Source organism: Erwinia oleae, assembly GCF_000770305.1.
Classification (GTDB): domain Bacteria; phylum Pseudomonadota; class Gammaproteobacteria; order Enterobacterales; family Enterobacteriaceae; genus Erwinia; species Erwinia oleae.
This window is the reverse complement of sequence record NZ_JNVB01000058.1, coordinates 13143-29031: the sequence shown is the minus strand read 5'-3', so window position 1 is coordinate 29031 and position 15889 is coordinate 13143. Positions and strand designations below refer to the sequence as shown.

The following is a 15889-nucleotide window of genomic DNA, read 5'->3' as shown; positions in this document are numbered from 1 at the left end:
GGATAGCGGTCGCTGACTGCTTTAAGCATCAGCGGCAGCGAGATACTGCACTGAGGCACCGCGCCAATGCGTAGTGTGCCGTTTACGCCGTGTTTAAGCGATTCGACTTCAAGCTTCAGCCCCTGATAAACAGAAACGATTTCCCGCGCCCAGGCAAGCACCCGTTCCCCTTCCGAAGTAGATCCGTCGAAGTTGTTGCTGCGGTTAATCAGTGAAAGCCCCAGCTCGCGCTCAAGGTTTTTCAGCCGCATCGACAGCGTGGGCTGGCTGACAAAGCTGGCTTCAGCGGCACGACCAAAGTGGCGTTCCCGCTCAAGGTTGACAAGGTAGATGAGCTGCTTGATATCCATTAATAATGTTCAGTGAGTTAAGGTAAGCGCTTTCAGGCATTTTTCAGATAATAACACTCATGAAAAATGATGGCGCGGAAAGCATTGTAAGTTCATCCCTGAACGACCTGCCGCTCAGGCCACGCCCAGCGCCGTTTTGACCTCGTTGGCTATTTTCTCCACCTGCGGGCCATAAATCACCTGAACGTCGTGATCGCTGACGCGATTGACGCCGTTCGCGCCGGTGGTCATCAACGTTTGATCCACCACCTCTTTCATCTCTTTAACCCGCACGCGCAGGCGGGTGAAGCAGCAATCGACGTCCTCGATATTGGCTTCGCCGCCCAGGCCGCTGATGATCACCCTGGTTCGCTCGTCGGCAGAGACGCGCGTGGTCTCTTTCTCAGCCTCTTCGGATTCGCGGCCCGGTGTCTCAACATTCATCCGCATGATTACCATGCGGAAACCGTAGTAGTAGATCGGCACATAGATCAGGCCTAATACGATCGACCACCACCAGTGCGTTTTGCTGCCGCCAAGAATACCAAACACCACCAGATCGATAGCGCCGCCCTGCACGTTGCCGATCATCAGATGCATCATTGACATCAGCATAAACGACAGCCCGCTCAGCACCGCATGGAACAGATAGAGCACCGGCGACACAAAAATAAAACAGAACTCCAGCGGTTCGGTAATGCCGGTGGTAAACGAGGTCAGCGCGCCGGCCAGCACCAGCGCCTTCACCCGCTGTTTGTGCTCTGGCCTGGCGCAGTGATACATCGCCAGCGCCGCAGCGGGCAACCCAAACATCATGACCGGGATCTTTCCCTGCGCCAGAAACTGCGTGGCACTGCGTACGGTATCGTCGGGAATCGAACCGGGATGCGTCAGTGCGTTATTAAAAATATTTAGCGCGCCGACAATGGTCTGATTGTCCACGGTGGCGATACCGCCAATCGGCGTGAAACGCACGGTTTCATTGAGAATATGGTGCAGACCGGTCGGGATCAGCAGCCGCTCGCTGGTGCCATAAAGAAACGCGCCGTACTGTCCGCTTTTCCCAATCAGCTCGCCAACCCAGGCAATGCCCGCGCCGATTGTCGGCCAGATCATCGCCAGCAGCACGCCAACAAGCGGCAGCACCAGCACGGTCACAATCGGCACAAAGCGGCGGCCGCCAAAGAAGCTGATAGCGGTGGGCAACTGCGTGGTGTAAAAGCGGTTGTGGATCATCACCGTCAGCAGCCCGGCGATCACCCCGCCCAGCACGCTCATGTTGTAGGTAAAGATCCCCAGCATTTCAATGTATTCCGCCGAGGTCATCATCGCGGCGGTTTGCGCCATCCCTTTCGCCTGAAGCGCCTCCGGCGTGGTGGTGACCGCCGTCAGCCCCTGTGCGCCAAGCGTGGCGCTCACGCCAACGTGCATGGCGATGAAGCCAATCACGGCGGCAAAGGCGGCGGTAGGCTTCTCCGCCTTTGCCAGCCCGATGGCGCTGGCCACGGCGAAAAACACCGGCAGGTTGGCGAACAGCGCCCCCGCCACTTTGCGAATGAAGCCAATAATTAGCTGAGGAACGTGCAGGTTAGCGAACGCGTCACCAGTAATAGCCGGATTTTGCATTGCCGCCGCAACGCCAAGAAAAATACCGGCGGCGGCAATGACCGAAATCGGCATCATCAGCGCCTTGCCGAACGCATGGATTTTGCTGGCAAATTCTTTCACAGGCACCTCATCGTGTCAGACGGGAAAGCCTAATTATTAGCCAGGCGGCGGGTCGCGGTATGATAAACACGCGGCATTACTGCCGTTTCTTTGCACTGCTTCACACTTTCATGATAAAGCGCGCCTATCGCACCATTAAACCAATCAATTAGACATTTTTTTTACCTGATAGCAGACTAATTGCATAAAACCCGCAATAACTTGCTAACAATTTAAAAACATAAATCCAACCTGCGATCGCTTATGAAATTCAAAACGGCTATTAAACCTTATCAGGCAGCCGCCGGCGGCTGGGGCTCTCTTGAAGCCACCACCCGCTTCGTGCTCGACAGCAAACATGTGCTGAAAAACATGCGCAACCTGATGCGTATGAACAAAGCCAAAGGCTTTGACTGCCCCGGCTGCGCCTGGGGCGATGATAATAAAAGCACCTTCAGCTTCTGTGAAAACGGCGCAAAAGCCGTCACATGGGAAGCCACGCGTCGCTTTATCGATGCCCGTTTCTTCGCTGAACATACCGTCACGGCGCTTTACCAGCAGAGCGACTATTTCCTTGAATATCAGGGCCGTCTCACCGAACCGCTGCGCTACAATCACGCGACCGATCGCTATGACCCCGTCAGTTGGGACGACGCCTTTGCGCTAATCGCGCAGCATATTCATGCAATGGACAACCCCGACCAGATGGAGCTGTATACCTCCGGTCGCGCCAGCAATGAGGCGTCGTGGCTGTATCAGCTGTTTGGCCGTATGAACGGCAGCAACAATTTTCCCGACTGTTCTAACATGTGCCATGAAGCCAGCGGCACCGGCCTGAAGCGCAGCATCGGCGTGGGTAAAGGCACCATTCGTCTGGATGATTTCGATCATGCTGACGCCATTTTCGTTTTTGGTCAGAATCCCGGCACCAACCATCCGCGCATGCTGCACAGTCTGCGTCACGCCGCCGATCGCGGTGCGAAAATCGTGACCTTCAACACCTTGCGCGAGCGCGGCCTTGAGCGCTTTGCCGATCCGCAAAAGCCGCTCGAAGTGGTTACCACCAAAGCGGGCACCATCAGCTCCACCTATTACCAACCCAATCTGGGCGGCGATATGGCCGCCGTGCGCGGTATGGTGAAGGCGCTTAATGAAACTCATCGCGCGCGCCTGGCCGCTGGTGAAAAAGGCCTGTTTGACGAGGTGTTTATTAATGCGAAAACCGAAGGGCTGGAAGCGTATCTGGCTGCGGTGGACGCCACCTCCTGGGCGAAGATTGAAAAGCAATCAGGCCTGAGTGAACAACAACTGCGCGAGGCGGCGGCGATTTATCAGAGCGCAGAACGGGTGATTTGCACCTGGGCGATGGGCATCACCCAGCACAAGCACTCCGTTGATACGGTACGGGAGATCGTTAATCTGCAACTGATGTTTGGCCAACTGGGGAAAAAAGGGGCAGGTTTGTGCCCGGTGCGTGGTCACAGCAACGTGCAGGGCAACCGCACCATGGGCATTGATGAAAAACCGTCGCAGGCGTTTCTCGACAGTCTCGGCGCGCATTTTGATTTTGAGCCGCCGCGCGAAGCAGGTCACAACACCGTCGAAGCGCTGGAAGCGATGCTCAGAGGCGAAGTGAAAGTGCTGATCGCCCTTGGCGGCAACCTTGCCGCCGCCGCGCCGGACAGCCCGCGGACTGAAGAAGCGCTGCGCCGCTGCGGTCTGACCGTGCAGATCAGTACCAAACTGAATCGCAGCCATCTCTGCCCCGGCGAGAAAGACGCGTTGATCCTGCCGACGCTGGGACGCACCGAGCAGGATATTCAGGCCAGCGGCCCGCAATTCATCACCGTCGAAGATTCATTCAGCATGGTTCACGCCTCGGAAGGCGTCGGCAAACCGATTGCTGAGACGCAGCGTTCGGAAACCGCCATCGTTGCCGGTATTGCTCATGCGGTACTGGGCCGCGAAAAAGTAGACTGGCTGGCGCTGGCGGCGGATTACAATAAGATCCGCGATCATATTGCCGCCACCCTGCCCGGTTTCAGCGACTTCAATGCAAAATGCGATATCAAAGGCGGGTTTTACCTCGGCAATGCCGCTGCGGAGTTCCGCTTTAATACGCTGCATAATAAAGCACAGTTCAGTGACGCACGGCTGCCGGATTCGCTGTTTCCGCCGCTGGGCGAGGTTGTCGTACCTTTCACGCTGCAAACGCTGCGCTCGCACGACCAGTACAATACCACCATTTACGGGCTTGATGACCGCTATCGCGGCGTTTATGGTCAGCGCGACGTGCTGTTTATCAACCCGGACGATATGGCGGCGCAGGGACTTTCTGCTGGCGACAAAGTGGATATTGAAACAGTATGGAATGACGGCATTACGCGCCAGGTCAACGGCTTTACGCTGGTGCCCTATGCTATTCCGCGCGGCAATCTGGCGGCCTACTATCCGGAAACCAACCCGCTGGTGCCGCTTTCAAGCTTTGGCGACGGCAGTGGCACGCCGACCTCGAAATCGGTGCCGGTTAAAATAAGCCTGTCGGCGCGGGTGGACACGCTGCGCATTGCGTGAAGGCAGCAAGGCGAACCGGCGTCGGTGATTTATGCACAGGAAATGGCGGGGTTGAGAACGGGTTAACGCCCCCGTTTCCCGGCTTTTTACTTGCCGCGAGACGCCTAATCGCGTAAAACTGTGTGCCGCTCTTAGCCACCAAAACTGTTGAGATTATGTTCCAGGATAACCCGCTGCTCGCGCAGCTCAAAGAGAAGCTTCACTCCCAGACGCCGCGTGTTGAAGGGGTAGTTAAAGGCACCGATAAAGGCTTCGGCTTCCTCGAAGTTGACGCCCAAAAGAGCTATTTCATTCCACCGCCGTTCATGAAAAAAGTGATGCATGGCGACCGCATTGTCGCCGTGCTGCAAACCGATAAGGATCGTGAAATTGCCGATCCTGAAAAGCTGGTTGAACCTTTTCTGACGCGCTTCGTGGGCCGCGTCCAGAGAAAAGACGACAGATTGTCTGTTGTGCCGGATCATCCCCTGCTGAAAGAAGCCATCCAGTGTCGTAGCGCACGTGGCGTGGAACATGATTTTCAGGCAGGCGACTGGGCCGTGGCTGAAATGCGCCGCCATCCGCTCAAGGGCGACCGCACCTTTTACGCCGAGCTGACACAGTTTATTACCACCGGTGACGATCATCTTGCGCCGTGGTGGGTGACGCTTTCACGCCATAGTCTTGAGCGCGAAGCGCCAGAGGCGGTGACCGGCGAAATGCTGGACGAACAGCTTGAACGGAGCGATCTGACCGCGCTGAATTTTGTCACCATCGACAGCGCCAGCACCGAAGACATGGACGATGCGCTTTATGCAGAAGAAGCCGCCGACGGCGCGCTGACGCTGACGATTGCTATTGCCGATCCCACCGCTTACGTTGCGGCCAACACCGAGCTGGACGCCATCGCCGCCGAGCGCTCATTTACCAACTATTTGCCGGGCTTCAATATCCCGATGCTGCCGCGCGAGCTTTCAGACAATATCTGTTCGCTGCGTCCTCATGAACGCCGCCCGGTACTTGCCTGCCGAGTGAATGTTGCCGCGGACGGGACGCTGGGTGAAGAGATCCATTTCTTTGCGGCGTGGATCGAGTCAAAGGCGAAGCTGGCCTATGACAACGTCTCCGACTGGCTGGAAAACAAAGGCGAATGGCAGCCTGAAAACGATGCCATAGCCAATCAGATCCGTCTGCTGCACCGCGTTTGCCTGGCCCGCGCCGAATGGCGTCAGACGCATGCGCTGGTGTTCAAAGATCGTCCTGACTTCCGCTTCCTGTTAGGCGAAAAAGGCGAGGTGCTGGATATCATTGCTGAACACCGCCGTATCGCGAATCGCATCGTCGAAGAAGCGATGATCGCGGCTAACATCTGCGCGGCAATTGTGCTGCGCGACCGTCTTGGCTTCGGCATCTATAACGTGCACCTTGGTTTTGACGCCGTCGGCGCCGAGCAGGCTGCCACCGTACTGGAAAACCACGGCGTGAAGGTCGATCCGCTGGCCATCGCCACGCTTGAGGGTTTCCGCACGCTTCGCCGCGATCTTGACGCGCAGCCGACGCAGTTTCTTGACAGCCGTATCCGCCGGTTCCAGTCCTTTGCCGATATCAGCACGCAGCCTGGCCCGCACTTTGGCCTTGGTCTGGAGGCGTACGCAACCTGGACCTCGCCTATCCGTAAGTATGGCGACATGATTAACCATCGCCTGCTGAAGGCGATGATCAAAGGCGAAAACGCTGAGCGTCCGCTGGACGACATTACCGTGAAAATGAACGAGCGTCGTCGCCAGAATCGCATGGCGGAGCGCGACGTGGGAGACTGGCTCTACTCGCGTTTCCTTGAGAAACACGTCAGCAGCCAGCAGCGTTTTCAGGCAGAGATTATCGACGTCTCACGCGGCGGCATGCGCGTGCGCCTGGTTGATAACGGTGCGGTAGCCTTTATCCCTGCCCCGTTCATTCATGCCGTGCGTGATGAGCTGGTATGCAGCCAGGAGAATGGCACCGTGCAGATCAAAGGCGAAGTGGCTTACCGCGTCACCGATGTGATTGAGGTGACGATTGCGGAAGTTCGCATGGAAACCCGCAGCGTCGTGGCGCGTCCGGTCGCTTAACCTGACAAAGGTGGGATAACCCGTTTATCCCACCTCTCTCTTCTCCCGCCAATAAAAAAACGCCCGGCGCCTCACACTTCTTTCCTGACTCACTTTCATTAACAAATAATTACATTACGTTTACTTCTGGTTCTGACCTTTTGCCGGTTACCCGGGAGTTATCCATGAAAAAGATAAAGAGTCATATTGCCTGGTTAGTGGTTGCAGTTATTGGCGCGGGCGCCTTCGCGATGCTGGCGCTGAACCGCGGCGAGCATGTTAATGCGCTGTGGCTGGTGGTGGCTGCTGTGGCGTGTTACAGCATCGCCTACCGCTTTTACAGCCTGTTTATTGCTCGTAATATTTTTGAACTTGACGATCGTCGCCTGACGCCTGCCGAACGCAATAACGACGGTCTGGATTATGTGCCTACCAATAAATGGGTTCTGTTCGGACATCACTTCGCCGCCATCGCGGGCGCCGGACCGCTGGTCGGGCCCATTCTTGCCGCACAAATGGGCTTCCTGCCGGGTACGATCTGGATACTGGTCGGCGTGATGCTGGCCGGTGCGGTGCAGGACTTTTTGATCCTGTTTATTTCGACCCGGCGTGACGGACGCTCGCTGGGCGAGATGGCGAAGCAGGAACTTGGCGCCTTCGCGGGCGTGATTACCATGCTCGGGGCGCTGGGCGTGATGATCATTATTCTCTCCGCGCTGGCGCTGGTGGTGGTAAAAGCGCTGGCAAACAGCCCGTGGGGTCTGTTCACTATTGCCGCCACCATTCCAATTGCGCTGTTGATGGGCATCTACATGCGTTTTCTGCGCCCTGGAAAAATTGCCGAAGTGTCGTTGATTGGTTTTGTGCTGATGATGGCGGCGATTATTTATGGCGGCAACATCGCGCAGCATCCCTACTGGGGCCCTTTCTTCACCCTGAAAGGCACCACGCTGACCTGGGTGCTGGTCATTTATGGTTTTGTTGCCTCGGTTCTGCCGGTATGGCTGTTGCTGGCGCCGCGCGACTATCTTTCCACCTTCCTGAAAATCGGCGTCATTATTGGTCTGGCCGTGGGCATTCTGTTTGCCATGCCGGAAATGAAGATGCCCGCCTTCACCAAATTTATCGACGGCAGCGGCCCGGTGTTTTCCGGCAGCCTGTTCCCTTTCCTGTTTATCACCATCGCCTGTGGTGCGATTTCGGGCTTCCACGCGCTGGTATCCAGCGGCACTACGCCAAAGCTGATTGAACGCGAAAGTCATATTCGTTTTATCGGCTACGGCGCCATGCTGATGGAATCTTTTGTCGCTATCATGGCGCTGATTTGCGCCTCGGTTATCGATCCCGGCGTCTACTTCGCGATGAATTCGCCCGCCGCGCTGATTGGCACAACCGTTGAATCCGCCTCGCAGGCAATTAACGGCTGGGGTTTCGTGTTGACGCCGGAAGTGCTGAACGGCATTGCGCGTGACGTGGGTGAAGGCACTATTCTCTCCCGCGCGGGCGGCGCGCCGACCTTTGCCGTCGGCATGGCGCATATCATCACCGAGGTGTTTAACAGTCGCGCAATGATGGCCTTCTGGTATCACTTCGCGATTCTGTTTGAGGCACTGTTTATTCTGACCGCCGTTGATGCCGGTACGCGCGCCTGTCGTTTCATGGTGCAGGATCTGGTGGGTACGGTGGTGCCGTCGCTGGCGAATAACCGCTCCTGGATTGGCAATATGGCCGGAACGACCGTGGCGGTGGCCGGATGGGGATTCTTCGTTTATCAGGGGGTGGTCGATCCGCTGGGCGGTATCAATACGCTCTGGCCGCTGTTCGGCATCGGCAACCAGATGTTGGCCTCGATGGCGCTGATCCTCGGCACCGTGGTGCTGTTTAAAATGAAAAAACAGCGTTACGCCTGGGTCACGATCCTGCCTACGATCTGGCTGTTTATCACCTCAATGACCGCGGGCTGGCAGAAAATTTTCCATGAAAAACCCGGTATCGGCTTTCTGGCGCAGGCTAACAAATTTTCCAAAGGCATTGAGGATGGCATTATCATCGCGCCCGCAAAAACGATAGCGGATATGCAGACCATTGTGTTCAGCAATCAGATAAACGCCCTGCTTTGCGGCTTTTTCATGCTGGTGGCAGTGACAATGCTGGTCGCCGCCTTTTTTGTGATCCGTCGCGCGCTTGCCAGCTCGCAGCCGACGGTACATGAAACCGATGTTTCCCTGCGCAGTGAAGGTAACCGCGCCTGATGCGTTTGCAGGCTGTGACATTAATGACGCTTATGGTCTTAACCCGCTGAAAACGGATACGCGGCCCGGTTGTTCCTGGCATCCAAGAGGGCAAACGCCCGCATGACCTCTTCGCCCTGGCCTTACGGCCAGGGCTTTTTTATCAGAATCAGTAATTTTCGCACATAAAATATATTTACCGGACGGCTTGAGATTCTGCGGGTTGCCGAATACTGTTGCTAAAATAATAAGATAGTGCCCACTGGTTCTTCAAGGAGACAATCGATGACCGATGATCAAGGGCAAGCGCTTTTCTACACATGGTTTGGCACGGCAAGCCCTCACTGGCGTTTAACCTCTGACAGCGACGCGCTCAAATTTGCTGAAGATGAGAAGGCCAGCACGCAAATAGCCATTGCGCTTACGCCCTCGCAGGCCAGCCTGCTGCGCAGCATGACGGTGATTACCTCCAGCATTAACCTCACCGTTTCGCTGTATGGCGAAGAGATGCCGATGCATCTGGTCGGCAGGAAGGTGAATCAGTATGAATGGGCAGGCAGCGCCTCCGCCTGGGGCGACACGCGCGCGGTGGCGCGGGATCTGTCAATGGGCCTCTCCTTTGCTGAGCAGGTCGTTTCCGAGGCGAATTCTGTTATCGTTATTGTCGATCATCGCGGGAATATTCAGCGCTTCAACCGCCTGTGCGAAGAGTATACCGGCCTGAAGGAGCAGGAAGTTATCGGCCGTAACGTTTTCCAGCTCTTTATGAGCAAGCAGGAAGCGGCTGCGTCGCGGCGTAATATCAGCGGCTTTTTCCGCGAGGGCAGCTCTTATGAGGTAGAGCGCTGGATTAAAACCAAAAAAGGCCAGCGCCTGTTTCTGTTCCGTAATAAATTCGTTCACAGCGGCAGCGGCAAAAATGAGATCTACCTGATCTGCTCCGGTACAGATATCACCGAAGAGCGTCATGCGCAGGAGCGGCTGCGGGTGATGGCCAATACCGACACGATTACCGGTCTTCCAAACCGCAATGCGGTCAACCAGCTGATTGCCGATGCGCTGGCGGTGCAAAGTGATGAGCAGGTCGGCATCGTTTATCTCGATCTGGACAACTTTAAGAAAGTGAATGACGCCTACGGGCACATGTTCGGCGACCAGTTGCTCAAGGCGGTGTCGCTGGCGGTGCTGAGCTGTCTGGAGAACGAGCAAACGCTGGCGCGGCTCGGGGGCGATGAGTTTATCGTGCTGGCAAGACATACCAGCCAGGCCGCGCTGGAGTCGATGGCGTCGCGCATTCTTAACCGACTGAGGCAGCCCTTCCGTATTGGCTTAATCGAAGTCTACTCAGGCTGCTCCATCGGCATCGCGGTCAGCCCGCAGCACGGTACGGATCGCGAGAGCCTGTTGCGCAATGCGGATACCGCCATGTATACCGCGAAAGAGAATGGACGCGGTAAGTTCTGTATCTTCAGTGCGGAAATGAACCAGCGCGTTTTCGAATATTTATGGCTGGATACTAACCTCCGTAAGGCGCTGGATCTTAATCAGTTGATTATTCACTACCAGCCAAAACTGGATAGCGACGGCAAAGTCACCAGCGTTGAGGCGCTGGTACGCTGGCTGTCGCCTGAACGTGGGCTGGTGCCGCCAGGAAGTTTTATCTCCTATGCGGAAGAGTCGGGCTTGATCGTTCCGCTTGGACGCTGGGTAATGCTCACCGCCCTGAAGCAGATCCTGAACTGGCGGGAAAAAGGCATCCATCTGCGCGTGGCGGTGAACGTTTCACCGCGTCAGCTTATTGACCAGAGCATCTACTCCGATCTCAGGCTGGCGCTGGAGCAGGCCGGTCTGGACAGCTGCCCGATTGACATTGAACTGACCGAAAGCTGCCTGATTGATAACGAACAGATGGCGCTGGCGTTGATGGAACAGTTTAAAGCGTTAGGCGCTGAAATCCATCTCGACGATTTTGGCACCGGCTATTCCTCTCTGTCGCAGCTTGCCCGCGTGCCAATCAATGCCATCAAGCTCGATCAGAGTTTCATTCGCGGCGTTAATCAACAGCCGGTTTCGCAGTCGCTGGTGCGGGCGATTATCGCTGTGGCGAAGGCATTAGACCTGAACGTCATTGCCGAAGGCGTCGAGACAAAAGAAGAAGAGGAGTTTGTGGTTGCGAGCGGCGTTGATGGGCGGCAGGGCTATCTGTATGCGAAGCCAATGCCCGCCGATGAACTCGAGCACTGGCTTCTACAGCATCCTGCTAATCAGATGTCGTCAACGGGTTAACCCGCGCGACGCATCGACTGTGCACTGTGGCGATCCTGTAACTGCACCAGTCGTTCCATATAGGCGATGTCTTTCGGCTCCAGCCGAAATGCAAAGTCTACCCAGTCTTCGGTGATATCCATCAGTTCGCCACGCGTCAGTTGCAGCACCCGCTGGCGCGCTTTGAGCATCGCTCTTACCCCGTTCAGTTTTGGCCGCATCAGGTCAATGAAGGTACGCGTGGTTTGATAAGCCTCTTCCGGTTCAAAGATCTTATCCACCAGGCCGCGTGAAAGAAACCATTCAGCGGTATGCGCTTCCCCTTCACATATCAGCTCTTCCGCCAGCTTCATGCCTGCACGGCGAGCCACCAGCGAATAACCGCCCATGCCGGGAAACAGGTTAAACGCAATCTCAGGGAAACCCATGCGCGCCGTGCTCTGGGCAAGAATGAAATGGTGAGCTAACGCGGCTTCAAAACCGCCACCAAGCGCGCTGCCTTCAACCATGGCAATGCTCACCGCGCCGGTGTCAAAACCGCGCGCCGCCGCATGAATGCAGTCAACGCAGGCTCTGGCGTAGGCTCGCAGCGCTTCCCGCTGACCATTTTTGATGGACTCGACAAAGAAGCGCAGATCGCCGCCGGCGTTGAACATGCCCGGCACCATTGAGCCGGTAACCCAAAAGTCGATTGGCAGACCGGATCGCTGCGCGGCGTAGCTGAGATTCATAATCTCTTCCATCAAGGCGTGATTGAAGCTGGGCCGCGGTTGGGCTCTCAGCAGCATCCACATGGTATTGCGCTCCTCTTCATAGTACGCGGAGAGCTGGCTGGTCTGCCCAACTTCGTTAAACAGCCTACAGGTTGTCTGATTAATTACTGTCATAGTGTCATCCTCTGTTTATGGGTGCGCTTAAGCGCCCTGCCAGCGTAGTCCAGAGGATGATTCGACTAAATGCTCTTGAGATATTACGCGTGCTAATTACTCTATTTTTTTTTGTCCATACCAGGCGTTGCTGCCGTGTTTGCGCAAATAGTGACAATCAAGCAGCGGTTGCTGAATCGGCGGAAGCCGTGGCGAAAGTTGCTGAGTATGAATGCCCATAAATGCCACCTCTTCCAGCACCACGGCGGCATGAACGGCCTCTTCGGCGGTTTTGCCCCAGCAGAACGGCCCGTGCGAGTTCACCAGCACCGCCGGGATTGCCAGCGGATCAAGCGCGCGTTCACGGAAGGTTTCGATGATGACGTCTGCGGTTTGCCACTCGTAGCGGCTTTCAATTTCCTCGCGTTTCATCTGACGCGTGCAGGGAATGGCGCCGTAAAAGTCATCGGCATGCGTTGTGCCCCAGGCCGGAAGATCGCGGCCCGCCTGTGCCCAGACGGTGGCGTGGCGCGAATGGGTATGTACGATACTGCCGATATCAGGCCACGCCAGATAGAGCGCGCGATGCGTATCGGTATCCGATGAAGGACGCTTGTCTCCTTCAACAATTTCGCCACTTTTCACATTGACGACCACCATATCATCACGCTGCATGCCTGCGTAGGCCACACCCGAGGGTTTGATGACCATCAGCCCGGAGGCGCGATCGATTGCGCTGACATTGCCCCAGGTGAAGACCACCAGACCATGATGCGGAAGGGCCAGATTGGCGTCCAGCACCTGCTGTTTGAGTTGCTCTAACATGGATTGCTCCCTTATGCGCTTTGCAACATTGTCCGTGGCGGCAACAGGATAGGGTATGGAGAGACTGGCTGGATGGCGGGCAGTAAATGGCTGACAGGTAAAATATGGCAACGGCTTTAAGAATTTTTAACCTGTTCAGCCTGTGACGAAACGTTACACTGTATCTTCCTGTTGTGACATAAGGTGATAGTCAGCGTGCTCACTACCCTGCTGACATCTGATAAATCGCGCATAAATGTACTGAAAACAGGCCGAAAACGCAGGGCACGCACTATACTGATGGAGTGTTCCCTGTAGTTGAAAAAATGGAGAAGTAATTATGTCAATGACTGCAAAACGCATTACCGCCAGCCTGCTGGCTGCAACGCTGGTGTTATCCCTGAGCGGTTGCTCAAACTGGTCTAAACGCGATCGTAATACGGCAATTGGTGCAGGCGCAGGGGCAATTGGCGGCTCAATTCTGTCTAACGGCAGCGGCCTTGGTACCGTTGGCGGAGCCGCGGTGGGTGGTATTATTGGTCATCAGATCAGTCGTTAAATCGTTATTCTTATAAATAAAAATCTGGCTATAGCAGCGCATCTACACATCTAAAGGCCGCGACACTGTTCGCGGCCTTCTCATATCAGCCGCCGGCCAGCCTGACCCTGAAGCCCTTTCCTTCCAGCAGCGTTTTAAGCAGCTCGCGTTTATCACCCTGAATTTCGATAATGCCCTCTTTAACTGCGCCGCCGCAGCCGCATTTTTTTTTCAATTCTGCGGCCAGCTTGTCCAGTTCGCCGTCGGCAAGATCGACGCCGGTGATCAGGCACACGCCCTTGCCTTTACGACCGCTGGTCTGCCGCTGAATACGCACAATACCGTCGCCTTTCGGTCGTGCCGCCGTCGTTTTCGGCTGGTCGATACGGCCGGTTTCGGTGGAGTAAACCAGCCTGCTGTTGTCATCAGCCATCAGGCCTCCTGTAACGCGGTAAGAATGTCGGTCAGCGCCTGCGCCGGATTGGCAGCCTGCGTGATCGGACGGCCAATAACCATATAATCCACACCTGCCTGCTGCGCCTGCTGTGGCGTCATAATGCGACGCTGATCGCCTGCATCGCTGCCGGACGGCCGGATACCCGGCGTGACTAACTTAAAATCGTGCCCCAGCGCCTGTTTGAAGTGCACGGCTTCCTGCGCGGAGCAGACCACGCCATCCACTCCGCACTGCTGGCTGAGCTGCGCCAGCCTGAAAGCGTGGTCGGCGGGAGGCATGTCGATACCCGTGCCGCGCAAATCCTCCGCCTCCATGCTGGTGAGGACGGTGACGGCGATCAGCAGCGGCGCGTCCTGACCAAACGGCAGTAACGCTTCACGCGCCGCTGTCATCATGCGCGCCCCGCCGCTGGCGTGAACGTTTACCATCCACACGCCCAGATCGGCCGCCGCCGCGACTGCACGTGCCGTAGTGTTTGGAATATCGTGGAATTTGAGATCGAGGAAAACCTCGAAGCCGCGCCCTTGCAGATCGCGTACCAGCTGCGGGCCAAACAGCGTAAACATCTCCTTGCCGACTTTCAGGCGGCAGCGCGAAGGATCGATGCCGTCAACCAGCGTCATTGCGCTGTTGAGGTCGGCGTAGTCCAGTGCCAGCAAAATCGGTGAGCCATGAGACGTTTGCATGTAATGTCCTCAGAGTGAAGCACCGCGCGGCGCGAAAGTTAAACGGCTGGCATTTTACCTGTGCGACCAGAAAAGTCACCGTTTTCCTGCCTGACATTTACCTACAGCAAACGCCGTTGCTGCTGAAAATAAAAAAAAGCATTAGTATGTTGTAACTAAAAATCAAAAGTCTGTCCCACGCAGGCCGACGTATTTACTGGCCGTCAAGGCCCCGAATCGGCTTCACGGAGGACCAGGCGCGGCATGACGGGCAATGCCAGTAAAGCGCGTGCGCGGTAAATCCGCACTTATTACAGCGATAGCGTGGCTTGGTGCGGATCTGCTCACCTACCATATCGCGCAGCACCATCAGGCTCTCTTTTGCCCTGCCGTCTTCCGCTTCATAAAGGTGATAATCCATCAGACGATGAAATACCCGCATGGTGGGATGACGCTGAAGCTGGCGATTAATATAGATCTGCGCCACCTCACCGCCTTCCGTCCGCTCAATGATATCGGAAAGATAAAGCTCGGCCGCCGCGCCGGTATTTTCTTCAACGCATCGCTTGAGGTATTCCGCCCACGCTTCGGGCTGATTGAGCCGCTGAAAACAGGTTTCCAGCATCTCCAGCGTTTCGCTGACCAGCTCCTTATCCTGCTCAATCACGCGTTGCAGGTGCCCCACCGCTTTACCGTATTCACCCTTCGCCATGTGAATGCGGCCCATCATGATTGATACGCGCGCGCTCTGACGATCGGCTGATTCGCCTTTTTTCAGCAGGCTCATCGCTCTGTCGAGATCGTCGCTGCCCATTGCCTGAAGCGCCAGTTCACAATAGAAGTGGGCGATCTCCATCCGCTGCTTCTCTTTGCCGAGTTTGACCAGGCGTTCGGCAACGTCAATCGCTTTCGGCCAGTCGCTGGTGGCCTGATGGATGAGGAGAAGCTGTTGAAGAGAACTGACGCGAAAATCCGTTTCATCAACCAGCTGGCTGAACATCTCTTCGGCGCGATCGTAAAACCCGGCCGCCATATAGTCACGCCCAAGCTGCTGCACCGCCAGCAGTCGCTGATCCAGCGTCAGCGATGCACTCTCCATCAAAGCCTGATGGATGCGGATCGCCCTGTCCACTTCGCCGCGCGAGCGAAACAGATTGCCCAGCGTCAGATGCGCTTCAACAGTGCCACTGTCCTCTTTTAACATGTCGAGAAACAGATCGACTGCTTTATCCTGCTGATTAGAGAGAAGAAAGTTAACGCCCGCCACGTAATCGCGGGAAAGCCGACTGGCCTCCTGTTGCTTATCCTGCTGCGCACTCCTGCGCCCCATATACCAGCCATAGGCAGCGGCAACGGGTAATAACAGAAACAGCAGTTCTAACAT

12 protein-coding genes are annotated in these 15889 nt (G+C 56.0%); 5 read left to right on the top strand and 7 right to left on the bottom strand.

Going from position 1 to position 15889, the window contains the following annotated elements; translation table 11 throughout:
• Nucleotides 1-350: LysR family transcriptional regulator (locus GS12_RS17020; RefSeq protein WP_034949083.1), on the bottom strand; the 350-nt coding region annotated here is incomplete at its 3' end.
• Nucleotides 351-464: 114 nt separating this feature from the next.
• On the bottom strand, nucleotides 465-2012 hold the full coding sequence (locus GS12_RS17015; protein ID WP_407637867.1) for a PTS transporter subunit EIIC: 1548 nt from the start codon (nucleotides 2010-2012) through the stop codon (nucleotides 465-467).
• Between the two features lie 288 nt (nucleotides 2013-2300).
• Here GS12_RS17015 and GS12_RS17010 point away from each other — a divergent pair, with 288 nt between their 5' ends.
• The 4 genes from GS12_RS17010 to pdeR all read left to right on the top strand — a co-directional run bounded on the left by GS12_RS17010 (nucleotide 2301) and on the right by pdeR (nucleotide 11196).
• A complete protein-coding gene (locus GS12_RS17010) occupies nucleotides 2301-4610 on the top strand; it encodes an FdhF/YdeP family oxidoreductase (protein WP_034949079.1) in 2310 nt (769 codons plus the stop codon).
• A gap of 155 nt (nucleotides 4611-4765) precedes the next feature.
• Nucleotides 4766-6700, top strand: a complete 1935-nt coding sequence (locus GS12_RS17005) for an exoribonuclease II (RefSeq protein WP_034949087.1) — start codon at nucleotides 4766-4768, stop codon at nucleotides 6698-6700.
• A gap of 164 nt (nucleotides 6701-6864) precedes the next feature.
• Entirely contained in the window at nucleotides 6865-8931 is a 2067-nt protein-coding gene (locus GS12_RS17000) for a carbon starvation CstA family protein (RefSeq protein WP_034949077.1), read from the top strand.
• A 264-nt stretch (nucleotides 8932-9195) separates the two neighbouring features.
• Nucleotides 9196-11196: a cyclic di-GMP phosphodiesterase gene (pdeR, locus tag GS12_RS16995; RefSeq protein WP_034949075.1), complete on the top strand. Its 2001-nt coding sequence runs from the start codon at nucleotides 9196-9198 to the stop codon at nucleotides 11194-11196.
• On the opposite strand, the gene GS12_RS16990 is transcribed toward pdeR, so the two are convergent.
• Nucleotides 11193-12062: a crotonase/enoyl-CoA hydratase family protein gene (locus tag GS12_RS16990; protein ID WP_034915077.1), complete on the bottom strand. Its 870-nt coding sequence runs from the start codon at nucleotides 12060-12062 to the stop codon at nucleotides 11193-11195. The genes pdeR and GS12_RS16990 overlap by 4 nt on opposite strands.
• A gap of 96 nt (nucleotides 12063-12158) precedes the next feature.
• Complete coding sequence (locus tag GS12_RS16985) at nucleotides 12159-12866, bottom strand: L-ribulose-5-phosphate 4-epimerase (protein WP_034949073.1); 708 nt, start codon at nucleotides 12864-12866, stop codon at nucleotides 12159-12161.
• 319 nt (nucleotides 12867-13185) lie between these two features.
• On the opposite strand from GS12_RS16985, the gene osmB reads away from it, so the two are divergent.
• Nucleotides 13186-13404, top strand: a complete 219-nt coding sequence (osmB, locus tag GS12_RS16980; RefSeq protein WP_034915083.1) for an osmotically-inducible lipoprotein OsmB — start codon at nucleotides 13186-13188, stop codon at nucleotides 13402-13404.
• Nucleotides 13405-13489: 85 nt separating this feature from the next.
• Here osmB and yciH read toward each other — a convergent pair whose 3' ends face one another.
• From yciH to lapB, 3 genes are all read right to left on the bottom strand, one after another.
• Nucleotides 13490-13816: a stress response translation initiation inhibitor YciH gene (gene yciH, locus GS12_RS16975; protein ID WP_034949071.1), complete on the bottom strand. Its 327-nt coding sequence runs from the start codon at nucleotides 13814-13816 to the stop codon at nucleotides 13490-13492.
• Nucleotides 13816-14526 (bottom strand): orotidine-5'-phosphate decarboxylase, encoded by a 711-nt coding sequence (pyrF, locus tag GS12_RS16970; protein WP_034949069.1) that lies wholly within the window; start codon nucleotides 14524-14526, stop codon nucleotides 13816-13818. The genes yciH and pyrF overlap by 1 nt, the downstream gene beginning before the upstream one ends.
• A gap of 193 nt (nucleotides 14527-14719) precedes the next feature.
• Complete coding sequence (gene lapB / locus GS12_RS16965) at nucleotides 14720-15889, bottom strand: lipopolysaccharide assembly protein LapB (RefSeq protein ID WP_034949067.1); 1170 nt, start codon at nucleotides 15887-15889, stop codon at nucleotides 14720-14722.